The 21,789-nt window shown below is 63.3% G+C and carries 25 protein-coding genes and 1 pseudogene; 14 read left to right on the plus strand and 12 right to left on the minus strand.

The genetic code is table 11. The features are described 5' to 3' along the window. Position 1: 1 nt before the first annotated feature. Genes ACE10X_RS15640 through ACE10X_RS15650 form a run of 3 tightly spaced genes read left to right on the plus strand, consistent with a single transcriptional unit; the run spans position 2 to position 3,693 of the window. On the plus strand, positions 2–928 hold the full coding sequence (locus tag ACE10X_RS15640) for a branched-chain amino acid ABC transporter permease (protein WP_038387202.1): 927 nt from the start codon (positions 2–4) through the stop codon (positions 926–928). Next, complete coding sequence (locus ACE10X_RS15645) at positions 929–2,407, plus strand: ATP-binding cassette domain-containing protein (protein ID WP_028331621.1); 1,479 nt, start codon at positions 929–931, stop codon at positions 2,405–2,407. A 41-nt stretch (positions 2,408–2,448) separates the two neighbouring features. Then, positions 2,449–3,693, plus strand: a complete 1,245-nt coding sequence (locus ACE10X_RS15650) for an ABC transporter substrate-binding protein (RefSeq protein ID WP_038387203.1) — start codon at positions 2,449–2,451, stop codon at positions 3,691–3,693. Between the two features lie 57 nt (positions 3,694–3,750). Here the strand turns inward: ACE10X_RS15650 and ACE10X_RS15655 are convergent, their stop codons facing one another. Both ACE10X_RS15655 and ACE10X_RS15660 read right to left on the minus strand, forming a co-directional pair. Next, complete coding sequence (locus ACE10X_RS15655) at positions 3,751–4,965, minus strand: NAD(P)/FAD-dependent oxidoreductase (RefSeq protein WP_038387204.1); 1,215 nt, start codon at positions 4,963–4,965, stop codon at positions 3,751–3,753. Positions 4,966–5,048: 83 nt separating this feature from the next. After that, complete coding sequence (locus ACE10X_RS15660; RefSeq protein WP_038387205.1) at positions 5,049–6,683, minus strand: thiamine pyrophosphate-requiring protein; 1,635 nt, start codon at positions 6,681–6,683, stop codon at positions 5,049–5,051. Positions 6,684–7,108: 425 nt separating this feature from the next. Here ACE10X_RS15660 and ACE10X_RS15665 point away from each other — a divergent pair, with 425 nt between their 5' ends. After that, complete coding sequence (locus ACE10X_RS15665) at positions 7,109–7,273, plus strand: Flp family type IVb pilin (RefSeq protein ID WP_016841801.1); 165 nt, start codon at positions 7,109–7,111, stop codon at positions 7,271–7,273. Positions 7,274–7,303: 30 nt separating this feature from the next. On the opposite strand, the pseudogene ACE10X_RS15670 reads toward ACE10X_RS15665, so the two are convergent. Further along, positions 7,304–7,530: pseudogene (locus tag ACE10X_RS15670) on the minus strand (hypothetical protein). 215 nt (positions 7,531–7,745) lie between these two features. Then, positions 7,746–8,723 carry a Ku protein gene (locus tag ACE10X_RS15675; RefSeq protein ID WP_038387206.1) on the minus strand — a complete coding sequence of 326 codons (978 nt, stop codon included), beginning with the start codon at positions 8,721–8,723 and terminating at the stop codon, positions 7,746–7,748. Here ACE10X_RS15675 and ACE10X_RS15680 point away from each other — a divergent pair. After that, positions 8,722–9,138: a hypothetical protein gene (locus tag ACE10X_RS15680; protein WP_038387207.1), complete on the plus strand. Its 417-nt coding sequence runs from the start codon at positions 8,722–8,724 to the stop codon at positions 9,136–9,138. The genes ACE10X_RS15675 and ACE10X_RS15680 overlap by 2 nt on opposite strands. Before the next feature lie 266 nt (positions 9,139–9,404). Here the strand turns inward: ACE10X_RS15680 and ACE10X_RS15685 are convergent, their stop codons facing one another. Next, complete coding sequence (locus ACE10X_RS15685; protein ID WP_304556408.1) at positions 9,405–10,418, minus strand: IS5 family transposase; 1,014 nt, start codon at positions 10,416–10,418, stop codon at positions 9,405–9,407. Between the two features lie 350 nt (positions 10,419–10,768). Here ACE10X_RS15685 and ACE10X_RS15690 point away from each other — a divergent pair, with 350 nt between their 5' ends. The 7 genes from ACE10X_RS15690 (at position 10,769) to ACE10X_RS15720 (ending at position 14,741) form a co-directional block, all read left to right on the plus strand. Continuing rightward, the gene (locus ACE10X_RS15690) at positions 10,769–10,927 is read left to right on the plus strand and encodes a hypothetical protein (protein WP_016841796.1); all 159 of its coding nucleotides are present in this window, start codon (positions 10,769–10,771) and stop codon (positions 10,925–10,927) included. Between the two features lie 44 nt (positions 10,928–10,971). Then, positions 10,972–11,286 carry a hypothetical protein gene (locus tag ACE10X_RS15695; RefSeq protein ID WP_157788140.1) on the plus strand — a complete coding sequence of 105 codons (315 nt, stop codon included), beginning with the start codon at positions 10,972–10,974 and terminating at the stop codon, positions 11,284–11,286. A gap of 169 nt (positions 11,287–11,455) precedes the next feature. After that, complete coding sequence (locus tag ACE10X_RS15700; protein WP_038387968.1) at positions 11,456–11,734, plus strand: hypothetical protein; 279 nt, start codon at positions 11,456–11,458, stop codon at positions 11,732–11,734. 56 nt (positions 11,735–11,790) lie between these two features. Beyond that, positions 11,791–12,207, plus strand: a complete 417-nt coding sequence (locus tag ACE10X_RS15705) for a hypothetical protein (protein ID WP_038387967.1) — start codon at positions 11,791–11,793, stop codon at positions 12,205–12,207. A gap of 94 nt (positions 12,208–12,301) precedes the next feature. After that, positions 12,302–13,330 (plus strand): NAD-dependent epimerase, encoded by a 1,029-nt coding sequence (locus ACE10X_RS15710; RefSeq protein WP_375764293.1) that lies wholly within the window; start codon positions 12,302–12,304, stop codon positions 13,328–13,330. Between the two features lie 179 nt (positions 13,331–13,509). Continuing rightward, positions 13,510–13,767, plus strand: a complete 258-nt coding sequence (locus ACE10X_RS15715; protein WP_244436009.1) for a hypothetical protein — start codon at positions 13,510–13,512, stop codon at positions 13,765–13,767. A 764-nt stretch (positions 13,768–14,531) separates the two neighbouring features. Continuing rightward, positions 14,532–14,741: a hypothetical protein gene (locus ACE10X_RS15720; RefSeq protein ID WP_016841790.1), complete on the plus strand. Its 210-nt coding sequence runs from the start codon at positions 14,532–14,534 to the stop codon at positions 14,739–14,741. 186 nt (positions 14,742–14,927) lie between these two features. On the opposite strand, the gene ACE10X_RS15725 is transcribed toward ACE10X_RS15720, so the two are convergent. After that, complete coding sequence (locus ACE10X_RS15725) at positions 14,928–15,116, minus strand: hypothetical protein (RefSeq protein WP_038387966.1); 189 nt, start codon at positions 15,114–15,116, stop codon at positions 14,928–14,930. Positions 15,117–15,784: 668 nt separating this feature from the next. Between ACE10X_RS15725 and ACE10X_RS15730 the strand changes: the two genes are divergently transcribed. Continuing rightward, positions 15,785–16,159 carry a helix-turn-helix domain-containing protein gene (locus ACE10X_RS15730; RefSeq protein ID WP_304556407.1) on the plus strand — a complete coding sequence of 125 codons (375 nt, stop codon included), beginning with the start codon at positions 15,785–15,787 and terminating at the stop codon, positions 16,157–16,159. Positions 16,160–16,183: 24 nt separating this feature from the next. Here ACE10X_RS15730 and ACE10X_RS15735 read toward each other — a convergent pair whose 3' ends face one another. Next, positions 16,184–16,489: a hypothetical protein gene (locus tag ACE10X_RS15735; protein WP_038387964.1), complete on the minus strand. Its 306-nt coding sequence runs from the start codon at positions 16,487–16,489 to the stop codon at positions 16,184–16,186. A gap of 119 nt (positions 16,490–16,608) precedes the next feature. Here ACE10X_RS15735 and ACE10X_RS15740 point away from each other — a divergent pair, with 119 nt between their 5' ends. After that, on the plus strand, positions 16,609–18,027 hold the full coding sequence (locus tag ACE10X_RS15740) for an undecaprenyl-phosphate glucose phosphotransferase (RefSeq protein WP_244436008.1): 1,419 nt from the start codon (positions 16,609–16,611) through the stop codon (positions 18,025–18,027). Positions 18,028–18,055: 28 nt separating this feature from the next. Here ACE10X_RS15740 and ACE10X_RS15745 read toward each other — a convergent pair whose 3' ends face one another. From ACE10X_RS15745 to ACE10X_RS15765, 5 genes are all read right to left on the minus strand, one after another. Further along, a complete protein-coding gene (locus tag ACE10X_RS15745) occupies positions 18,056–18,640 on the minus strand; it encodes a hypothetical protein (protein ID WP_038387962.1) in 585 nt (194 codons plus the stop codon). Then, positions 18,633–19,409, minus strand: coding sequence for a metallophosphoesterase family protein (locus ACE10X_RS15750; RefSeq protein ID WP_038387961.1), 777 nt, complete (start codon positions 19,407–19,409; stop codon positions 18,633–18,635). The genes ACE10X_RS15745 and ACE10X_RS15750 overlap by 8 nt, the downstream gene beginning before the upstream one ends. A 7-nt stretch (positions 19,410–19,416) precedes the next feature. After that, complete coding sequence (locus ACE10X_RS15755) at positions 19,417–20,649, minus strand: hypothetical protein (protein ID WP_375764294.1); 1,233 nt, start codon at positions 20,647–20,649, stop codon at positions 19,417–19,419. A 160-nt stretch (positions 20,650–20,809) separates the two neighbouring features. Next, complete coding sequence (locus ACE10X_RS15760; protein ID WP_157788137.1) at positions 20,810–21,094, minus strand: hypothetical protein; 285 nt, start codon at positions 21,092–21,094, stop codon at positions 20,810–20,812. Positions 21,095–21,200: 106 nt separating this feature from the next. Continuing rightward, positions 21,201–21,506, minus strand: coding sequence for a hypothetical protein (locus tag ACE10X_RS15765; protein ID WP_304556406.1), 306 nt, complete (start codon positions 21,504–21,506; stop codon positions 21,201–21,203). Between the last annotated feature and the right edge of the window lie 283 nt (positions 21,507–21,789).

Consider the following 21,789-nt stretch of genomic DNA (forward strand, 5'->3'; position numbering starts at 1 on the left):
GATGGCCAGCTTCTTTTCCTCGCGCCTGTTCTTCATTTCGCTGATCTGCGTGGTGGTCGCCGCGACGCTGCCGTTCTACGTCTCGGGCTACATCCTCGGGCTGCTGACCGTCGCGTTCTATTTCGGCGTGTTCGCGATGGCCTGGGACCTCTTGTTCGGCTTCGCCGGCGAGGTGAATTTCGGGCCGACCTTCCTGATCGGCACCGGCGCCTACACCGCCGGGATCCTCAACAACCAGTTCGGCTGGTCGGTTTATGTCTGCATCCTGCTCGGCGCGCTGGCGTCGGTCGTCGCGGGCTTCGTGCTGGCGCTGCCGGCGCTGCGGGTGAGGGGACCGTATTTCGGCCTGACCACGCTGGTCGCGGTCTTGATGCTGCAGAACTTCGTCGTGGTGTTCGCCGATCTCACCGGCGGCGAGATCGGGCTCACCATCCCCGACGTCATCACCATCAATGCCGGCGCCAATTACTGGATCGCGCTCGGCTTCATGACCGTGAGCGCGGCCATCCTGTACGGCCTGTCGCAATCGCCGGTCGGTCTCGTGCTGCAGGCGAGCGGGCAGGACCCGGTGCAGGCCGGCGCGCTCGGCTTCAACATCGTCAAGCACAAGCTCGCGGCCTTCATCGTCAGCGCCTTCTTCTCGGGACTGTCGGGCGCGCTGCTGGTGTTCTACTTCGGCACCGCCTCGGTCGGCACCGTGGTCGACGTCGCGGTCGGCGTGAACGTGATCGTCTCCGCCGTGCTCGGCGGCCGGCGCACGGTGCTGGGGGCCGCGTTAGGCGCGATCTTCCTGATCGTCGCCGGCGAATTCCTGCGCCCGACCGGCGAGCTTGCGACCTTCATCGTCTCGGCGGTGGCGCTGCTCGTCGTCCTGTTCTTCCCCGGCGGTTTCCTCGGAGCGGCCCTGTCACGCGAGGCGCGCTCTTAAATGGATCAGACTGTGACCACAGCAACGCTCACCGTCCGTGGATTGACCAAGCGATTCGGCGGCTTGACCGCCGTGAAGAACCTCTCGTTCGACCTGCATCCCGGCGAGATCCTCGGCCTGATCGGACCGAACGGCTCGGGCAAGTCGACCGCGATGAAGAGCGTGATGGGCATCGAGCGTCCGACCGCGGGCGAGGTGCTGTTCGAAGGCGAGAACGTCGCCGGGCTGCCTGCGCACAAGATCGCGCGCAAGGGCTTCGGCATGGTGTTCCAGCACTCGCGGCCCCTGAACCGGCAGACCGTGCTGGAGAACATCATGGTCGCGCTGTTGCCCGACAGCCTGTTCATGCTGTTTCCCGACAAGGCGCTGACCGAGCGCGCCAAGTGGATCGCCGAGCGCGTCGGGTTGGGGGCGGTGATGGACCGCCGCCCGCCGACGCTGCCGTTCGCCGACCTGCGCCGGCTGGAATTGGCCAAGGCGATCGCGCGCGACCCCAAGGTTGTGCTGGTCGACGAGCCCTTCGCTGGCCTCACCAGCGCCGAGGTCGGCACCTTCTCCGCATTGATCCGCAGCTTCCGCGACGAAGGCCGCGCGGTGATGCTGGTCGATCACAACGTCAAGAGCGTCGCGGCGCTGGTCGACCGCGTGCTCGCGATGTATCTCGGCGAGGAGATCACGACCGGCCGCGCCGAGGACGTGATGAAGAACGAGACCGTGCGGCGGGTCTATCTCGGCGGCGCGATCGAGACCCACGCGCGGCCCGAGACCTCGTTCAAGGACAAGGTGCCGCTGCTGCAGGTCGAGAATGTCAGCGTGCATTACGGCAAGGCGCAGGCGCTGGAGAACGTCTCGATCCACGTCCATGAGGGCGAATTCGTCTCCGTCGTCGGCCTCAACGGCGCCGGCAAGACCACGCTGTTCAACACCATCTCGGGCTTCCTGCCCTATACCGGCGAGATCCTGCGCGGCGGACAGCCACTGCGCGGCACGGGGCCTGCGAAGATCGCCCGCTCAGGCCTCGTGCAATGTCCGGAATCGCGCGAGCTATTCGGCGAGATGACGGTGCGGGAAAATCTCGATCTCGGCGGCCAGCATCTCGATGACGCGGCGAGGGCCAAGCAGCTCGCCTGGTTGTTCGAGCTGTTCCCGATCCTGAAGGAGCGTCAGGGCCAGATGGCGCAGACGCTGTCCGGCGGCGAGCAGCAGATGCTGGCGATCGGCCGCGCGCTGATGATGCAGCCGCAGATCCTGATCCTGGACGAGCCGACGCTGGGGCTTGCGCCTGTTATCCTCGAGCTGCTGTCGAAGGCGCTGGAGAAGCTGCGCCAGACCACCAAGATCACGGTGCTGCTCGGCGAGCAGAACGTGACGTTTGCGCTCCCGCATGCCGACCGCGTCTATGTGCTGGAGCACGCGCGGATCGTCTGGGAGGGCGATCCGGGCCGGTTCGCCGCGGAGGCCGGCAAGGACTTTCTGTGACGTTCGCAGTTTGAAAAGAAAAAAGCAAAACAAGGGAGATCATGATGACAGCATATTCAACCGCGACCCGCGTGAGCCTGTTGGCCTCGGCGCTTGCGCTCTGCGTCACGGCGCCGGCCTATGCGCAGTCCAAGGACCCGATCAAGATCGGCATCATTGCCGAAGTGCAGTCGATCGCGGGTGCGGCGACGCCGGGTGGCGCGCAGATCGCAGCCGACGAGATCAACGCCAAGGGCGGCGTGATGGGCCGCAAGATCGAGATCGTCACCTACGACAACAAGAGCTCGTCGGCGGACTCGGTGCGCGCCTTCCAGCGCGCGGTGAGCGAGGACAAGGTCTCCGCCGTGATCGCGAGCTATATCAGCGAGGTCGTGCTGGCGCTCGAGCCGTGGGCCTCGCGGCTGAAGATGCCGCTGATCACGCCCGGCGCCGCGTCGAACGAGATCACCAAGGCGGTGCACAACGACTATGAGAAGAACAAGTACACCTTCCACGGCTACCTGACCTCGGCCGCGCAGGCGCAGCTGGTCTGCGACGCGGCCAAGGAGCTGCTGGTCGACCAGCTCAAGTTCAAGTCGGTCGCGATCATGAGCGAGGACGCGGCCTGGACCAAGCCGCTCGACGTCGGCTACGAGGCCTGCCTGCCGAAAGCGGGCCTGAAGGTGGTCGAGCACATCCGCTTCTCGCCCGACACCACCGACTTCACGCCGATCTTCAACAAGATGGAAGCCGCCAAGCCCGACGTGATCGTCACCGGCATCTCCCATGTCGGCGTGCAGCCGACCGTGCAGTGGAAGAACCAGCAGGTGCCGATCCCGATGTTCGGCATCAGCGCGCAGGCGCTGAGCCCGACCTTCTGGGGCGACACCAACGGCGCGGCCGAGGGCGTGCCCTCGCTCGCGGTGGCGACGCCTGATGTTGCCGTCACGCCGAAGACCAAGCCGTTCGCGGCGGCGTTCAAGGCCAAGTTCGGCACGCCGCCGGCCTATACCGGCTACACCGCCTATGACGAGGTCTACATCATCGCCGAGGCAATCCAGCGCGCCGGCTCGACCGATCCGGACAAGATGGTGACCGAGCTCGAGAAGACCGACTTCGAGGGCACGATCGGCAAGATCCAGTTCTACGGCAAGAACGACGAGTTCACCCACGGCATCAAGTCCGGTCCGGGCGCCGTGACCGGCCTCGTGTTCCAGTGGCAGGGCGGCAAGCAGATCACGGTCTGGCCGAAGGCGATCGCCGAGGGCCAGATGAAGTTTCCGAACTTTGTGAAGCTGTCGCAGTAATCGCGGCGCGAGTGTTAAAGGCGACCAGGGGCGGTCATGCGGTGGCCGCCCCTTTTGTTATTTGCGCGTCGGCGGCGCCGTCTGGATCGTCGGCGCGGCTGCCGCGAGCAGCGCGGCACGGTCGCCGTTGCGCGGCGGATAGATGCGCTGCTGGTTGATGGTCTGCTTGGTGAGCTTGGCGGCGGCGCCTGACGTGTGCACCTCGCGGTCCCAGCCGGTGGTGTAGAGTGCGCCCCAGGCGCCGAGATCGAGCACCGTCACATACCAGTCGATATTGAGCGGCAGCAGCTTTTCACCAAACAGGTCCGCCACCACATTGTGGCCGGCGAAGCGGCCCATCGGCCGCGCGAATTGGCAGGACATCACGGTCGGGTGCTCGCCGTCGATCAGGCAGACGGCGACGTCGCCGGCGGCGAAGACATCCGGCAGGCCTTCGACGCGCATGGTGTGGTCGACTTTGATGCGGCCGAGCGCGTCGCGCCCGGCCGGCAGCGAGGCGGTGAGGGGGCTGGCGCGCATGCCCGCGCACCACACCACGGTTTTGGTCAGAATGATCTCGTCGGAGTTGAGCGTGATGCTGTCGGCGCTGATGGCACTGACCCGGACATTCAGCTGCGTCTCGACGCCGAGCGTGGCCAGCGCCTCGTTGATGACCGGGCGGCCATGCGCGCCGAAGGTCGCGCCGACCACGGGATTGGGATCGATCAGGATGATCCGATGATCGCCGGTGATGCCGGCGTGCGCCAGCTTGGCCGGCATCTCGGCCGCGACCTCTATCCCGGTGAACCCCGCGCCGACGACCGCGACCGTCGCGCGTGCCTCTGACGGCGGCTCTTTGCCGAGCGCCGCCAGATGCGCGTCGAGCCGCATCGCCGCTTCATACGTGTCGACATCGAAGCCGTGGGCGGCCAAGCCTGAGATGGCGGGGCGGACCAGTTCGCTGCCGGTGGTCAGCACCAGCCGGTCGTAGCTCAGAACCTCCGCGCCCGCGCTGGTCTTGATTGTGACCGCGCGCGTCGCCGGATCGATCGCCGCGACCTCGGCCACCCTGTGGCTGACGCCGACCGGATCGAGCAGGTCCTTAAGCGGCAACGCGACGTCGCCGAGATCGACCTCGTAATTGCGCACCCGAATGTTGTGATAGGCGTTGCGATCGACGACGAGGATTTCGGTGTCTGCTGCCCGCGCGCCGATCTCGTCGCGCTTGCGGGCTGCGCCGAGCGCGGCCCATAGCCCGGCAAAGCCGGCCCCCAGCACCAGGATGCGCGCCATCTCTCCCTCCGAAGTTGCACCGGAGGGAGCTTGCCTGCGCTAGCGATGTCAAATCAAGTGGCAGAGAGGCGTGTGAGGTGCCCTCACGTTCCCGGCCGCGACACCTCGGTTTCCTTGCTGGTGATGAACTCCAGCAGCACCGGCACGCCTTCCTTGGTCTTCTGGATGCCGCGCTTAATCGCGGGGATGATATCCTCGGGCTTGGTCACCCGTTCGCCGTAGCCGCCGAACGCGCGGGCCATCGCGGCGTAGTCGCCGGAGATGTCGGTCGAGCGATATTTCTCCGTCGAGATCGGCATCACCTTCAATTCGATCGCCATCGAGAAATTGTTGAGCAGGATCGACATGATCGGAATCCGCTCGCGCACCGCGGTCTCGAAGTCCATCCCGGTAAAGCCGATCGCGGCGTCGCCCCAGACATTGATGCAGAGCTTGTCCGGCTTTGCCAGTTTGGCGCCCATCGCAAGGCCCAGGCCGTAGCCAAGCTGCGTGGTCTTGCCCCAGCCGATATAGGACAGCGGCTCGACCGACTTCCAGAACGGCGAGAGCTGGTCGCGCGGGCTGCCGGCGTCGTGGGTGATGATGGTGTTGTGGATGTCGACGGTGTGTTGCAGGTCCCACAGCACGCGGTAGGGATTGAGCGGCGCGTCGTTATGCGTCAGCTTCGGCATCCACTTGGCGAGCCACTCCTTGTGGGAGGCGGCGATCTCCTCGGCGACCGCGCTGGCGTTGCGGTCCGAGGTCACGGTCTTGCCGATCTCCTCCAGCAGCGCGTCGAGCACCAGGCCGGCGTCGCCGACCAGGCCGACCTTGGCCTCGACATCCTTGTTGATGTGGTTCGGATCGAGCGTCGAGTGGATGATGGTCTTGCCCTTCGGCATCGCGATGCCGAACGACGTCTCGGTGAAGGAGCAGCCGATGCCGAAGATCACGTCGGCTTCGGAAAGAAATTTCGGCACCGCGCGCGGCACGGCGAGGCCGCCGGAGCCGAGCGAGAGCGGGTGCGTCTCGGGGAAGGACGACTTGCCGCCGAGGCTGGTGGTAACCGGGATCGCAAGCCGTTCGGCGAGGCGCTTCAGCTGCGGCCAGGCCTTTGCATAGTGCACGCCCTGGCCGGCATAGATCACCGGACGTTTTGCATTCACGAGTAGCGCCGCTGCCTCCTTCACATGCACGGGGTCGGCGCCATAGCGGGTGCGCAGCACCGGCGTGTAGTTCAGGGGCTCCGGCACCTCCTCGTTCCACATGTCGGCGGGGATTTCGACGATGACCGGCCCGCCGCGGCCGTTCTTCAGTTTGGTAAAGGCGCGGCGGAAAATGTTACAGACCTCCGCGGCGATGTTGATCGGCTCCGAGGATTTCGAGAACGCCTTCATCGCCTGGCTGGAATTGAAGTTCGGGTCGATATTCGCGAGCCGACGCGCATAGCCCATCGGCAGCACCAGGACGGGCACGGATTCGCCGTAGCACTGCGCGACGCCGCCCATCGCGTTCTCCGCGCCGGGGCCGTGCTGCATGCAGAAGGCGCCGATCTTCTCGCCCGAGGTGACGCGGGAGATCGCGTCTGCCATGTGCACGCCGATGCGCTCCTGGCGCACCATCACCGGGCGGATGTCGGCATTGGCGGCGTATTCGATCAGGTGGTTGACCGGGTAGCCCGTGAGGATCTCGATGCCCTCGCGCTTCATGATTTCCGCGATCGCGGTGCCGAGCTTCATGACGGTCACTCCCTTTGCATGCGGCCGGTTCGTTCCGGCCTCGTTGTCGCCTGTCCGATAAAGGAACAGGATTCCGCGGCACCGGTAAAGCGCGGCCGGGGCCGGATCAGGTAGTCCTGATATGCGTTTACGAGCGGAGCTGTTTCCGGTCAGACAGGATCAGAGCGGGGGCCCTAGATTCTTGTTTTGACGCGTTTTTCTTTGCGCGAGCCGGTGTCCATTTCGCTGGAAAACGCTCCGGTCGCGGCCCGTGCCTCGCCCGGCGGCAACCCGATGCAGGCAGAACTAGCAGGGAAATTCGCTGCAACTTTTAAGCGACCGTTCATCCTTTCCCTCAATGGGCCGTCAACCAATGTGGCCTAGTTTGGCCGGCATATTACTACGGCGCGGGAGAAAAAGCCGCGAGCGTCGGACAGGAGCTTTTCATGCGCGCGTTGATGGCAAGGTTTCTGCGTGATGAGGTCGGGGCGACGGCCATTGAATACGCCATCATCGCCGGTGGCATCAGCATCGTTATCGTCGCCGGCGTCAGGGGCATCGGCACCAGTGTAAGCGGCCAATTCAATGCCGTCAGTTCGGCATTCAAGTAAGCGCTGCCGACAGGCCGGCATTTTCCAGATTCAGTCATCCCCATTCAACGCGCGCAGCATCGCGATGCGCGCGAACATCAACCAGCCGGCACCTTGTTCCGCCGCATTGATCAGATGCTCGACCGCGATCTGCCAGCGCGTCTCCTGCTGGGTGTCTTCCGATAGCTTCATGATGTGTCGGCAGCGTGCTGCAGCGTCACCAGCGTGCCGCCGCGATGCGGCGCGATCGGTTCGTCAAACGGCGTCGACCAGGGCATCTCGACCAGGACATCTCAGGCGCGGCGGACCGGGCTCAACTTGCGGTCGCTGCGCTAGTGTCCCGAATCCGAAGTTCGCATCATTTGCCGCACCTTCGGAGCGTACTTCGGATTCGATAAGGACACTAGGAAACTTATGATTCTAGTGTGCTTTATGAATGCGAAGTTCGTGAAAGTGGCTGCCGCGAAATCGCACGAACTTCGCATTCAGCACACTAGCCTGCCTTCTTCCGCGCCGCGGTGCCCTGGGCGCGCGTTGTCTTCTCGGCCTTCTTCGGCTCGGGCTTGGCGGCCTCCTTGGGCTCGCGCTTGCCGCTGCCCGAGATCGGCAGCAGCATTTCGCGCTGGCCCTCGATGCGCTTCTTCGGCTTCTTGCCCTTCGCGGCCTTTGCCTCGGCCTTGGCGGGCGCGGCCTGCTTCTCGTTGGCGAGGCTCTTTTTCAGCGCGTCCATCAGGTTGATGACGTTGCCGCTGGTCTTCGCCGCGGGCTTGGCGATCTTGATGCCGTTGCGCTTCTGGTTGATCAGGTCGATCAGCGCCTGCTCGTAGCGGTCCTCGAACTCCTCCGGATCGAAGTCGACGGACTTCTGCTCGACGATGTGCTTGGCGAGATCGAGCATGTCCTTGGTGATCTTCACATCCTGGATGTCGTCGAAATACTCCTTCTCGCTGCGCACTTCATACGGGTAGCGCAACAGCGTGCCCATCAGCCCGTTGTCGAGCGGCTCGAGCGCGATGATGTGCTCGCGATTGGTCAGCACCACGCGGCCGATCGCGACCTTGTTCAGGCTGCGGATGGTCTCGCGGATCACCGCAAAGGCGTCGTGGCCCACCTTGCCGTCGGGAACGAGGTAGTAGGGGCGGATCAGATAGCGGCTGTCGATCTCGCTGCGCGGCACGAATTCGTCGATCTCGATGGTGCGGGTCGAATCCAGCGCGATGTCGTCGAGCTCTTCCTTGGTGACCTCGATATAGGTGTCGGTGTCGACCTTGTAGCCCTTCATGATGTCTTCGGTAGAGACTTCCTCGCCAGTCTCCGCGTCGACCTTGGCGTATTTGATGCGATGGCCGGTCTTGCGGTTGATCTGGTTGAAGGAGACCTTTTCGGTATCCGATGTCGCCGGGTACAGGGCAACCGGGCAAGTCACGAGCGAAAGGCGCAAAAAGCCCTTCCAATTGGCGCGAGGGGCCATGGGGAAACTCCGGGGAAACTCCGATTACGCAACCGACGGAACGGTCAAGGATAACACCGGGAACCCCAGTTTGAAACAACGCGGCCCGGTGAATCTCGCAACGGCGTTAACCGTGACCTCGCGCTGCGCCCGTTTGACGCGGCGGGCGGACTGCGGTTGGGCAGCCGTCGAAGCGCTCGGAACATCGCTCCCGATCACGCGTTGGCTGTCGAAGGGGAGCGGCAAACGCCGGAATTACAGGCACTTAAGCAATGAGGTTGCCATGGCAACGGAACGACACGGTCAAATCGTTGAAACCCCGACCGAGGCGCGCCAGGCCGAGCCTGGACCTTCGGTTCTCGCGCTGCTCACCGCCTCGACAGGGCTGGCTGTCCTGATCCTCGGCATTGTCTGGTTCGCCTTTTTCCGCGTGTGAGGCGATGATCATTGGTTGGCCGCGTGCGAGGACTTGATTGTTAAACTGAGAGGCGGGGCGAAGCGGGCAGATTGCTCCCGGGAAGAATGCGTTCGGTCGATCGCACGGGCTTCCGGCGCGCGGCTATCCCGCAAGCGAGGGCTTTGCGCAATCGGGCGTGCGCGAGTGCAGGCCAGTGTCAGGCCTTTTTTTGCGTGGCTTCTGGGGGCGCGGGGGAGTGGACAGCTTGGTTTGGGCGGCCGATTGACGGCATTGCGGAGCGGCGGTCACAGCGCAACTCCCGCTGGACGCAGCATTGCCCATCGTTTGAGGTTCATGGCGAGGCAGAGAAGATGCAGATGGGTCTGATTGCGTGCCAAGCCCAGATAGCGAGCGCGCGCCCAGCCATAGACGCCCTTGAGGCGCGCGAAGACCTGCTCGACCGGGGCGCGGCGCCGTCCCACGGCGTCGTTGAAGCGCTTCTGACGCGCGGTCAGGGGATGATGCTTGTTGGGCCGGAACATCAGCCGCGGCTTGATGCCCCGGGCCGCGAGGAGGGCGCGGCGCTCGTGCTTGTCATAGGCCTGGTCGGCGTAGACCGCCTTCTCGTCGCCGCAGATCAACTCGTCGGCCGGCACCGTGTCGTTGACCGCAGCGTCGGTCAGCTTGCTGCGACGGATGATCGCCGAGCCCTGGTCGACGCCGACATGCGCCTTGTAGCCGAAGTACCGCTTGCCACCCTTCTTGGTCCATCGCGCATCCGCATCCCGCTCGCTGTTGACCAGCTTGCTCGGCGCACGCCCGTCCGGGCCGAGCGGCAGCGGGTCTTTCGGCGGCTTCGGCGGCTTCACCGCCGCCGGGATCAGGCTCGCATCGATCAAGGTGCCCCGGCGCAGCACCAGCCCGCGCGCGTCGATCTGGCGCAGGATCTCGCCGAACAGCCTCTCCTCCAGAGCGGCCTGCTGCAAAGCTTCGCGGAAGCGCCAGATCGTCGTGTGGTCGGGCGTCTCGTCACCGAGCACAAAGCCGCAGAATTCGCGGAACGAGGCCCGATCATCGAGCGCCTCCTCCAGCTCCGGATCAGACAACCCATACCATTGCTGCAACAACAACGCCTTGAACATCACCAGCCGTGGATAGGGCGGCGCTCCACGCTCCGGTTCAGCAAGGCTGCGCAGCACGCACTCCACAGCCGCCCAATCGACCAGCTCGCCAATCCGCCTCAGCACCGAACTCCCTTTCCCCCGCCGCGACACCAGCGCATCTGCGAAGCTCGCTTGATCAACCTGCCGATACGCCATCCCCGCCTCCCCCTTCAGATCGGTCCTAGAGAATCGCAGATTCGCCTTTGCGCAAAGCCCTCGCATGCGGGCCACATCGCATGGTCAAGCCGCACGATCGTCTTGACGTACGGACGCGACGTCGATCGGATCAGAATGCAAGTGGAAATTCCGGCGCGCGGGCTGTCGCGATCGCCGACATCGAATTCCACATCGTGTCGAATGGAATTTCCCTGAGCGACGACGTGCGGCCTGGCGGCGTTTTGCAGCGGTGATCTGTGATGCGCGAGGCGAATGGCTGCGGCGACGCGCCACGAGATCATCGAAATTGACTGCTAGCTGATTTGAATCAGATACGTCCTGAGCCTGAGATGTTCTATTCACAAGAAGAAAAAAACTCGTTGCTGGCCCGCCTCAAGGAGAAAAGCGTTTCAGGTGTCTTCGTCGGATTGACGGTGCTGGCGATGGCGGGGTGGATTTATCTTCTCAGCTCGATGTTCCTGAAATTCATGCTCTGGTGGTTCTCCTGAGACGTTGTCTCGCGAGAACAACCATTGTTGACGCCTGATCATTGTTGCGCCGTTCGATTGCACAAAAATTCCAGCGGCTGAACAATCTTTCGGCGCGTCCAATCATGATGTCGTCACAACTTCGAATGTTAATAACATCGGGGCAAACGTGGACGATTGTGATGGTTTCTCCTGCTCTGATTCTCGCGGCGGTGTTCGTCGCAGGCTTCTTCTCCGGTTTCGCTGCGCGCTCGTGGCGATCGCACAAGCGCCGCGCGCAATATCGGATCTATGCACCGTATGTGGCGCCATCAGCCGCGAAATCGTCGAGGCGGGAACAGCCGGTCAGTGCGTTCGGCCACATGCGTCGCGCGTTCTAGCGGAGTAGTTCGATCGAGGTAGCGCGACTGTGCGTGGTGAGTTGGGGTTGGCTGGCAACATGCAATCGGTCATCATGTCCGCGTCCGTTGCGGCAGGCGGGTTGGTTGCGCGCCGGCGTGCGCCTGATCTCGTCGCCAGCCCCGCGGATCGCAAGGGAACTTTCACGTCATGAGTGATCTCAGGGGGCATTCGCCAAGGCGGTATGTCGTCGATGTCAGTGGCAAGCGCGTGCTGGTCGGCCTGACGCTTGAGGAGACGTCGGAGTTCGAGGACCTGGACTCCTCGCTGCCGGGACTGGCGGACGGAGGCGATAAGGGCACGGGCCTGGTGCCGTCAGCGGGAGAGGGACGGTGGCTCGAACTCTATGACAAGCACGACAAGGCCTGGATCAAGTGGAAAGCCGACCTGAGGGCCGGGCATGAGGGCAATTCACCCTTTTTTAACTAAGACCGGGCGATTTTTGACCTGTGCTGCCTGAATGGGCCCGAACCGGATACTGACAGATGTTTCAGCTGTTTTTGCGGTCTCGCGCGCACGACCTGATCAGGTCGCGGCGCGGCGAGGAAGGTTTCAAGGCACGCTCGGCCGAGCGCGATGCCGAGACCGATCGCGCCCGGATCGGATCGATCATGGCCGCGATCGAGGCCGCGTTGCAGGCGGCCGAAAGCGAGCAATCTGGTCTTGGCCGCCGTGTCGATGATGTTCTGGCCCGCGCCGCGGTGACCCTCGGCAACGGCACCGACGAATATCTGGAACGCGAGGCGCTTGACAACTATCATCAAGACCTGTTTGACGCCGAGATCTCCAACGGCCAGCGCCGGTTGAAGGAATTGGCGACCGAGATTGCGCACTTCAAGTTCATGAAGGCCGCGGTCCTGAGCCGCTTTCCGGACTACAAGCCTCCGGCCGCCGGCAACTGACGCCTAGCGGCGCGCAACGTGCAGGCAGCTGCGGCTGCCGCGTGTAACGGCGTTTCCCGAAGGTCCGGCGCAAGGCGAAAGGCACAGGCAAAACGTGGTGATCGCAGGCAATCTACTCGTCACGGGCTGCGCCGGCTTCATCGGCTTCCATCTGGCGGAGCATCTGCTGCGTGCAGGGCAGCCGGTCATCGGCCTCGACAATCTGAACGACTATTACGATCCGGCGCTCAAGCGCGCGCGCCTCGATCTGCTCAAGCAGCACCGTGGCTTCACCTTCGTGGAGCTCGACCTCGCCGACCGCGCCGGCATGAAGGCGCTGTTCGAGCGTTATCGCTTCGAGGTCGTGGTGCATCTCGCCGCGCAGGCCGGCGTGCGCTATTCCCTGCAGAACCCGCACGCCTATGCGGATTCCAATCTGGAGGGCTTCCTCAACGTCCTCGAGGGCTGCCGGCACACCGCGTGCAAACACCTGTTGTTTGCGTCCTCATCGTCAGTCTATGGCGCCAACACCAAGTTGCCGTTTTCGGTCCACGACAATGTCGACCATCCGGTCAGCCTGTACGCCGCGACCAAGAAGGCCAACGAGCTGATCGCCCATTCCTACAGCCATCTGTATCGCGTACCGACGACCGGGCTGCGGTTTTTCACCGTGTATGGGACGTGGTATCGGCCCGACATGGCGCTCTATGCGTTCGCCGACGCGATCACCAAGGGCAAGCCGATCCAGCTGTTCAACAACGGCAACATGCGGCGCGACTTCACCTATGTCGACGACGTGGTCGAGGCGGTGGTGCGGTTGATCGGCCGTGCGCCCGAGGGCGACGTCAACTGGTCGGGAGCGCATCCCGATCCGGGTTCGAGCCGGGCGCCGTGGCGGGTCTACAATATCGGCAACAGCAGGCCGGAAGAATTGATGCACGTGGTGGCGCTGCTCGAGCAGGGCTTCGGGCGGCAGGCCGAAAAGCAGTTGTTGCCGATGCAACCGGGAGATGTACCGCAGACGTCGGCCGACGTCTCCGACCTGGAGCGTGAAATCGGCTTCCGCCCGCAGACGCGGATCGAGGATGGCATTGCCAGGTTTGTCGCCTGGTATCGGGCCTATCACGACCTCGATCGGACCTAGGCCCCGCGAGAATCGCCGTCGCGTTTTAACTCGTGGTCAGTGCTTGATCTTCGCGCAAACGCGATCCGCGTTTGTCGCGATGGAAAACCGCTTCGCACTTTTCCGGATCATGCTTTAGTGCGCGCCTTGCGGGTCCGGGCTCGAGAAAAAAATGGTTCAGCTTGGAACGGAGCGTGGCAATGCGAGTTATCTCCGGTTTTGCGGTCGCTTCAGCCGTGATCATGATCTTCAGCGCGACGGTTCCGGCGCACGCGATCGACGTGCAGGTGGCACGCGCCTGCGATGCTTTGGTGGCGAAGGCATTTCCGCCGCTGCAGCCCGGCAATCCCGCTTCCGGTAGCGCGCGGGGCGGTGCGAAAGCCCAGCGGGACTATTTCAACAAGTGCGTCGCCAATGGTGGCAAGATGGACGACGATACGCCTCCTAAATCGAAATAGCGCGCGATCGCGACGCGTGGCGAATTAGCGATGCTTATGGCGAATCTTCGCTGTCGCTGCTGTTCGTGGCGACTTGCAAGCGCGTGCGAATGGAGCGCCAAGCGCGCGAAAGGCGTTCGCTCCCTCTGATCAAGCCGGACGCTCGGTCCCGCTCATTTGAATTAGAATAGCGTTAGCGCGGTTGGGTCCGGCGGAGGCGAAATCGCGCTTGATCCGATGCCCAGCGTTGAATTCATTTCGCTGGATTGCTCGAGCGCTTCAGAACCGTCAGCTGCTTCAATATTCGCAACCGATCGAAACACTCTGCGATCCTTGATGGACATGGCAGCAGCAGATTTTGCGTCTACGGAGCAGCTTGGTAGAATATCTTGTATGCAGCTGAACGCGTCCTTCGACGTGCGATCGCTGTAACACGGCGACATTGTGTTAGCCCGACAATGCGCGTTCAGCATTGCAAGACAGGCAGCCATCAATGATCACCGAGCAATATCATGCGCTTGGTAGAGCTTCTGCCCCGCATTGAGTCGCGTTGTCCAGCCGCGCGCCTTATCGCTGCCGCTGCCAACTCATCGGTACGACACATCGAAGGCCGCCGATCGAGCGCCTCGCGATCAGGTTGTGGAACCTGATTGAGAAAATTTAACTTGGAGCCGTGTTGGTCGCAAACCTGCCCCATTAACCGCCTTCCATGTGCGCGGAATAACCCTGTCATCGAAACTTCAATCACATCGCTCATACCCTTAACCGCAGAGCGAGGGCGCGCCATGAAGCAGCACAAAGTTCAACATTTGCATCAGCCGATCGAAGAGGCGTTGCTCGCGACCAATCAATCGCTGCGCAACGAAGTCGTTGCGTTGATGCTTGATATCGCTGAGTTACGTGAAATCCAGGAACGCCCGGGCTCGTCGCGTTCGTTCGGCATGTCTCGTGAGCAGAACACCCCGCGCGTCGCGCTGCGCCGGGTTCACAGCTGAAGTTCGTCAGCCTATTTCTAACCGGCAAAATATGCGGCCACATCCTCGCCAATCCGGCGAGCATGCTGGCGCGCCTGCAGCTGCGGACAATTCAATTCTAAATTGAAGAATGCGCCGGCCCAATGCTCGTTCAGGCGAGCTGGCGGACGTTGCTGCGGACAATCGCGGTCGTGAGGGTTGGGGCGGTCAGTGTTCCTGCGGCACGGACTTGTGCGCCCCGACATCGGACAGACGCTCGCGCAGGATCCAATTCTGCAAGACCAGTTCGACCGCGGTATGCCGGAGCTCGCAATTCTCTGCGACGAGGCGTTCCAGGATGTCGGCCGCCTCGCTGGACGCGGGTTGGTTCCCCTCGAAGACCTTGAGACGCGCCATGGTGTCGATCCTCGCAAAAAATGTTGATCAGAGACTGGCTCTGACAAGCGTCAGCGCAGAATGGTTCGTGGATTATCGGGCGGACGTGGTTCCGCCTGATGGCCTTGGGTGGGAAAGCGCTTAATTGATAATTCGTGGATCGAGTTATGAGCGTTAGATCTCGTGAAAATAATCCTCAAATATGTTGAAACCCTCATGACACCTGACGTCCTAGTAACTACTGCTGGGCGTGTACGCCCGCAAGCGGTCCGACGCGAAAGTTGCGGGATTAATTTGTTAGAAATTTGTGAAAGTTGCGCTTGGCCGATGAGGCGATTATCGCGGCGAGGCATGGCGCACTCACAATCTGTCGAGGGACCGATTGAATATTCTCATTTGCTTCCCGTTTGAGAATGCAAACAGTGCGCCAGTTATCCAGATCAAACTCTCATACACAGAAAGTCGTATAACTTTTTTTATCGGGCCCTTTCAGCGGAGGAATATTCCCCGTATATTCCGGTAAATACCTTGCAGCTTCGGCGTTTCTTCGCACTATGTGTTGCTGCCGACCGGCAAGTTCGAGGCTCCCGAAAGGCCCCCGGGAAACCCTCAATTTGAATTTCCTGTTGCATTTACATAGCTTATAGGCCATGCGATGATTGCTAATCTAGGGGGCAATGAGATGACCAATGAGGCGTCATTCTACTGAGGAGATCAGTTCCAAGGTCAAACAGGCCGAGGAACTCATGGCGCGGGGGCAGTCCCAGGCCCAAGCGTGCAAGGTGCTGGGCGTTAGCGTGATGACATTTCATCGCTGGCGCAAGCAGGAGGCCGCACGTGGCCACCAGGCGAATGGTAGTGTTACCGAATTCGCCGCTCGCACCGATGATCGAGATGGGATCCCCCCTGTCCATAACCGTATTGATGAATTACGGCTGGAAAATGAACGGCTGCGCCGGATCGTGACCGACTTGCTGCTCGAGAAAATGAAGATCGAGGAGAAGCTTGCGCTCAGGTCCAGCGGCGGGAGCGGCTTGCCCCGCCGTGGTGAAGCCCAAAGCTGACGTCAGCTATCCGTTAGCTATCCGTTAGTGGATGCGTGGAGGCCTGGGAGCCAGCAGCAGCTGGTCGCTCAGATGTGCCTTCTCCGACCTTGCGCGCAGCTCTTCGAAGATCGGACGCAGTCTGGCCTGTGCAAGGTCCAGACCTCTGACGATGTCCTGATTCGGCATGTCCGCCGGGAAGCGGGCCGCGCGCAGCTTTGTCTCGATCGCCTTGACCAGCACCTCGACGTCGTCGCGGTGCTGGCCTGCGACGAGTTCGGCGCCCATCAGGCGGATGAGATGGAGGAGGGCCACCAGCGCGGCCTCGGTTTCGCCAGCCGATGAACTCATGCGCGCTCTCTGTCTGATATCCGCAGCAGGTCTTGCGAGCTCACGACCCGCCTGATAATACACATATGAATTGTTAACACGAATGTTAATTCCCGATGACCGACCTTTCGGACGCTCGATTGGCGAAGGTACCGGTTAACTTCGGCGCCTTCTCGTTCGCTTTCGCCTCTCTCGAGGTGTTTGCCGTCGCCTTCGAGATGATAATCGTCGTGCTGTCCAGCATCGTCGGCGGCGCGGCCTATCACCTCTTTTACTACCACACGGTTTATAGCAACAGCTTCGAGGGTTTTCTAGGGATCGGGGTCCTCGCCGCCATCCTTCACATGTTCGTGGCGAAGTCGCAGGGCCTCTACAATGCGCAGGTGCTGGCCGGTCTCGACCGGCGCTGGAGCAGCCTGCTCGGCGGATGGCTGCTGGTCGTTCTGCTGATGACCCTGATCATCTTCCTTCTGAAGGTGGGTTCCGGCGTCTCGCGCGGATCGGTGATGTCATTTGGCCTGATCGGCGGCCTCGGGCTGGTCACCGGACGGATGCTGCTGCAGGCGCCGCTGCAACGCGCGATCGACCGCGGCATTCTGGCCACGCGCCGCGCGGTCGTGGTCGGGATGGCGGACGAATTGTCCCGGGTGCGGCAAGCGAGCCTGCTGAGCGATTTCGGCCTCAGCGAGGTGCGGCGGGTCCAGCTCTCCGGATCGTCCGACGACGCCGGCGACCGGGCCGCCGTCGCGTCAGCCATTCGTGCAGCCCGCGAGTGCGGCGCCGACGAGATCATCCTGGCCATGCCCTGGCAGCAAGAGCCGCGCATCCAGTTCGTGTGCGATCAGCTGCGGGCATCGCCGCTGCCGGTGCGGCTGCTGCCGGACCGGACCGCGGAGCGGTTCCTGGCGCTGCGGATGGTGGCGACCGGCCCGATCCCAACGCTGGAGATGCAGCGCTCGCCGCTTACCTCGCTCGAGCGCGCCGGCAAGCGGCTGTTCGACATCGTGGCATCCAGCGGCCTCCTGGTGCTGTTCGCGCCGCTGCTGATCGGAACGGCGATTGCGATCAAGCTCGACTCCAGGGGGCCGGTCCTGTTCCGACAGCGCCGCAACGGCTTCGACGGCGAGCAATTCACCATCCTCAAATTCCGCTCGATGCACGTGCTCGAGGATGGCGATGTCATCACGCAGGCCCGCCCGAACGATCCGCGGCTGACCGGGATCGGTGCGACGCTGCGCCGCCGCAGCATCGACGAGCTGCCGCAGCTGGTGAACGTGTTGCGCGGCGACATGTCGCTGGTCGGGCCGCGGCCGCACGCGCTGGCGCATGACGACAAATATTCGAAGCTGATCGCGAGCTATGCGCAGCGCCAGCACGTCAAGCCCGGCATCACCGGTCTCGCGCAGGTGCAGGGGCTGCGCGGCGCGACGCCGGCGATCGAGGACATGCAGCTACGCGTGGCGCACGACCTCATCTACATCAAGAGCTGGAGCTTCGTGCTCGACCTGCGCATCCTGCTGCGCACGGTCGGCGCGGTGCTGCGTCACAAGGGCATCTGACGGCTGGGCATCCGGCGCCAGGCGCGCCTTACTCCGGAATGCTCTGGTTGGCGTCCTTGAATTCCGCCTCGATGATGCGCCGGTTAGCGTCGCCGGCCACGCGATAGGCCTGCCCGATCGCTCCCTTCAGCTCCGGCGCGCGGGTGAGGATCAGGCGAATCTGCCGCTGCAGCAGATCGACCAATTCGACATCGCGCGTGGTGTCGACCTGCGCCAGCAGGATCAGGCGCGGCGCGATCAGGTCGCTGCGGTTGAAGCCGGTGTAGTAGGACATCTTCAGCGCCTTCGACGCGGTCGGGTTCAGCCAGTCGAACCGTCCCGTTGCCGAGGCGAGGCCGAACCAGGCGCCGGCGTCCATCGGCGAGAGGCGAAGCGCGTGCGTGAACGCGGCTTCGGCCGCCTCCGGCGACGTCTGCAATTCGCTCCAGCCGTCGCGCAGCCACAGCTCGCCTCGGACCATGCCGACCTCTGCGGCGATCGCCGGTTTGCCGCGCAATGCATCGCCGGCAAGCCACCAGGCCGACAAGGCCAGCGTCGCCGCGCCGATCACGGCGGCGGCGGGCACGAAGGCAGGCGAGAGGCGCCTCGCATTCCGGCCGATCGCGTCAGCCATGGCGCGCGGCCCGGTTGCCGGTCATCAGCAGGGTTCGCCGTGCTCCCTCGAGCTTGACGCAGGTCAGGCGGCCGGTCGCATAGGCGCCGGTGTCGACATTGATGCGGTTGCGCAGCAGCTCGGCCTCATGCACCGGCGTATGGCCGTGGACCACGACCTTGCCGAAATCATCTTCCGACATCAGGAAGTCGTCGCGGATCCAGAGCAGATCCTCCTTGCGCTGCTGGTTGAGCGCGACCCCGGGCCTGACGCCGGCATGGACGAAGAAGTAGCGTTTGTGCACATAACAGAGCGGCAGAGAGCGCAGGAAGGCGAGATGAGCCGGCGGCATCTCGCGGATCAATTGCCGGGCGAGCGCCCTTCGTTCGGAGGCGTCGGGATTGGGCGAGGGCGTCAATCCGTAGGACATCAGCGTTTGCAAGCCGCCGAACTGCCGCCATTGCGCGAGCATGTCGGGATTGACGAGAAACTCCAGCAGGCAGGCCTCGTGATTGCCGAGCAGGCAGACCATGCTGCGGGTGCGGCGGCGTTGATCGAGCATGGCGATGACATCGCGCGAATCCGGTCCGCGATCGATATAGTCGCCGAGGAACACCTGGATCGGTCGCGCCGGCCGGAACCGACCGATGTCGGCATCGATGCGGGCGCAGATCTCGTGCAGCAGGTCGGCGTGGCCGTGGATATCACCGACGGCGTAGATGCAGGTCTCGTCGCCCTCATGTTCGCGATCGCCGGTCTGGCGGACAAGACGCTGGAGGAAGCTGCGCATCTGGCGTCTAGCCCGCCTGCAACCGTGAACGGCTGATCCGCTGTGCCAGTCCTGTTCCGATCACGGCTCCCAACACGATCACTCCGGGCAGCGCCGGCAATTCCGGCAAGGTGAAGCTGGCAAGCAGCAGCGTCAGCAGGGCGGCTGCGGCCGATGCAGGGTAGGACCAGTCGCGGCCGCGATTGCGCGCACCGGCCGTGTACGCCGCGATGCCGACGATGATAGCCGCGACTAAAGTCCAGAACATGGCGGAGCCGAACTGGGCGATCAAGGCCGCCGCGCTGGTCGCAACCACCGGCCGCGTGGTGGCGCCCTGCCAGTCCATATAGGTCGACGCCAGCGTTGCCGTGGTGCCGGCGCCGCTGCCGAGCGCGGACAGGTCGGCGAGCAGATTGTGAGTCGATTGCACGAACTCGGACGGTGCATGAACAAAGGCGACCGCAAGCGGCACGTCGGGATGGCGGTTGGCGATCGCCGTCGCCAGGGCGATCAGCGCGATCGCCGCCGCAGCAGCAGCGCTGCTCCAGCCGTGCAGATGAAGCTTCCGCGCGGCAAAGGTCATCAGGACGAGGGCGATGCCCGCCGCGAGTGCGATCGCGGCGCCGCGCCCCCCGTACCAGCAGGCGCTGGCGGCGCAGAACAGCGCGCCGGCGGCGAGTAGCCAGCGCAGCCGCGTCAATTGGGCTGCGGTGCGGCCATCGGCGTGTCCACCGACGTCGAGCGCGCGCGCAAGGCCGAGCGGAACGCCAACGAGAACCACGACCAGGAATCCGTTTGCCGTCTCATCGCGCGCAGCGCCAAGCCAGACTTTGACCGGATCGCTTGATAGCAGCAGGATCAGGGCCGCGACGGCGGCCGTTGCTGCAATGGTGCGGGCCACCACATCGGCGCGGCGGGCGTCGATCGCGATCGCGGCGGCGGTGATCATGACTGACGTGAGTGACAGCCAGATCAGCAGCGCGCCGAGGCTTGCGCCGGTGTCGATCGTGATGCTGCCGCTGAGCTGTGCTCCCAGTGTTTCGCCGGCGAACTTCCACACCGGATGTGCCAAGGAAGCGAGTGGCAGCATCTGCAGGATGATCCAGAGCATCGGTAGAAGCGCCGCCGCAACAGCGGGCCCGGCGACCGACTTCAGGAACGACAGCTCACCTGGACGGATCGCCACGAGGCTTGCGAGCAGCCCGAGCGACGTCGCCGCGCCGACGGGACCCGTTGCGAGCGATGCGTCGATGAGACCCAACGGAACCGACGCCCCGATCAAGATGCAGATGAAAGCCGTGACGTTCCACACGAGAGGGGGAGGTCCTGCGGAGGATGAGACGCAAGACAGCGGGATGCCCCGGGCTTGCCGCGAGGTCAACGGAAATCGGCCACGCCAAAGGGGGCAGTGTTATGCCCTGTTATTGCGAACGGCGCAGGGCAAGACGTGGCGTCGAGGTGCGAGACCAGAACAGCGGCGCGAAGGTGCTTGCCAGATATCCGACTTGCAGCGCTACGATCGCGGTGATCATGAGCAGCGCGGTTTCCGACCACGACAGGCGCGCGACTCCGATGGCGGCCAGCAGCGCGAGCTCCGCAAGTGCCACCGGCGCCAGCACCAGACAGTGCTGACGCAGCCCGAGAACGGCGCCGCCGATCAAATTGCCAAGGAAAATAAATAACATAACCAAACCCTGCGCCCGCACGGTAGCGGGCCGGGCCTAAGCCTGGGTTAATCCGCACGCCGAAAACGGGCCGGCGCGGCGCCGGCCGACGCGCGAATGGCCAGTGGGTTTGTTAATCGATTAACATTCAGAACGGGCGCAGATCGCCGTAACTATAGGCGGCCCAATAGTCGCGGCCGCCATACGGTCCATAGGCGCCGTAGAGCGGTGCGCAGGAGTAGCGATCGGGACAGCCGTGCCAGCAAACCCGTTTCCACTGGCAGACGTCGCCATGACAATATTGCAGCCGCTGACAATTGCCGCCGACCCGTTGCACGGCGCGCGGCGCCGGGGAAACGCTTAGTTCTACGGCAAAAACCGAGCTGCCAACAGAACCGCCCAGCAGCAAGGCGACCATTCCCAACGCGATCGCCAGTGGCTTCATGCGGGTCATCGAAGTGGCTTCATGCGGGTCATCGAACCCTCAATCGGTTAACTCAAACCATCTCATTCACAGATAACGGGAACATCGGACGAAATCAAAGCCGGAGTGACGGCGCGCCGGGCTTTGTCTCACGGCGGTGCGCCGATGTCGCCGAATTGCCTCACCTCGCTAACATTATTTATCAATTGCATCGCAATATATCGCGGAACCTTGTGATTATGATAGTCGGCGTGTTACGGCACGGCCGGAGTATTTAAATGTCGCGTGCGGTTTTCATTCGGGTAATGTTATT

Origin of the sequence: Bradyrhizobium sp. Pha-3 (genome assembly GCF_042258325.1) — a bacterium.
GTDB classification, from domain to species: Bacteria; Pseudomonadota; Alphaproteobacteria; order Rhizobiales; family Xanthobacteraceae; genus Bradyrhizobium; species Bradyrhizobium elkanii.

Coding starts and splice junctions, on each gene's coding strand:
- ACE10X_RS15640 (WP_038387202.1), top strand. CDS start 2: ATGGCCAGCTTCTTTTCCTCGCGCCTGTTCTTCATTTCGCTGATCTGC.
- ACE10X_RS15645 (WP_028331621.1), top strand. CDS start 929: ATGGATCAGACTGTGACCACAGCAACGCTCACCGTCCGTGGATTGACC.
- ACE10X_RS15650 (WP_038387203.1), top strand. CDS start 2,449: ATGATGACAGCATATTCAACCGCGACCCGCGTGAGCCTGTTGGCCTCG.
- ACE10X_RS15655 (WP_038387204.1), bottom strand. CDS start 4,965: ATGGCGCGCATCCTGGTGCTGGGGGCCGGCTTTGCCGGGCTATGGGCC.
- ACE10X_RS15660 (WP_038387205.1), bottom strand. CDS start 6,683: ATGAAGCTCGGCACCGCGATCGCGGAAATCATGAAGCGCGAGGGCATC.
- ACE10X_RS15665 (WP_016841801.1), top strand. CDS start 7,109: ATGCGCGCGTTGATGGCAAGGTTTCTGCGTGATGAGGTCGGGGCGACG.
- ACE10X_RS15680 (WP_038387207.1), top strand. CDS start 8,722: ATGGGGAAACTCCGGGGAAACTCCGATTACGCAACCGACGGAACGGTC.
- ACE10X_RS15675 (WP_038387206.1), bottom strand. CDS start 8,723: ATGGCCCCTCGCGCCAATTGGAAGGGCTTTTTGCGCCTTTCGCTCGTG.
- ACE10X_RS15685 (WP_304556408.1), bottom strand. CDS start 10,418: ATGGCGTATCGGCAGGTTGATCAAGCGAGCTTCGCAGATGCGCTGGTG.
- ACE10X_RS15690 (WP_016841796.1), top strand. CDS start 10,769: ATGTTCTATTCACAAGAAGAAAAAAACTCGTTGCTGGCCCGCCTCAAG.
- ACE10X_RS15700 (WP_038387968.1), top strand. CDS start 11,456: ATGAGTGATCTCAGGGGGCATTCGCCAAGGCGGTATGTCGTCGATGTC.
- ACE10X_RS15705 (WP_038387967.1), top strand. CDS start 11,791: ATGTTTCAGCTGTTTTTGCGGTCTCGCGCGCACGACCTGATCAGGTCG.
- ACE10X_RS15715 (WP_244436009.1), top strand. CDS start 13,510: ATGCGAGTTATCTCCGGTTTTGCGGTCGCTTCAGCCGTGATCATGATC.
- ACE10X_RS15720 (WP_016841790.1), top strand. CDS start 14,532: ATGAAGCAGCACAAAGTTCAACATTTGCATCAGCCGATCGAAGAGGCG.
- ACE10X_RS15725 (WP_038387966.1), bottom strand. CDS start 15,116: ATGGCGCGTCTCAAGGTCTTCGAGGGGAACCAACCCGCGTCCAGCGAG.
- ACE10X_RS15730 (WP_304556407.1), top strand. CDS start 15,785: ATGAGGCGTCATTCTACTGAGGAGATCAGTTCCAAGGTCAAACAGGCC.
- ACE10X_RS15735 (WP_038387964.1), bottom strand. CDS start 16,489: ATGAGTTCATCGGCTGGCGAAACCGAGGCCGCGCTGGTGGCCCTCCTC.
- ACE10X_RS15745 (WP_038387962.1), bottom strand. CDS start 18,640: ATGGCTGACGCGATCGGCCGGAATGCGAGGCGCCTCTCGCCTGCCTTC.
- ACE10X_RS15750 (WP_038387961.1), bottom strand. CDS start 19,409: ATGCGCAGCTTCCTCCAGCGTCTTGTCCGCCAGACCGGCGATCGCGAA.
- ACE10X_RS15765 (WP_304556406.1), bottom strand. CDS start 21,506: ATGACCCGCATGAAGCCACTGGCGATCGCGTTGGGAATGGTCGCCTTG.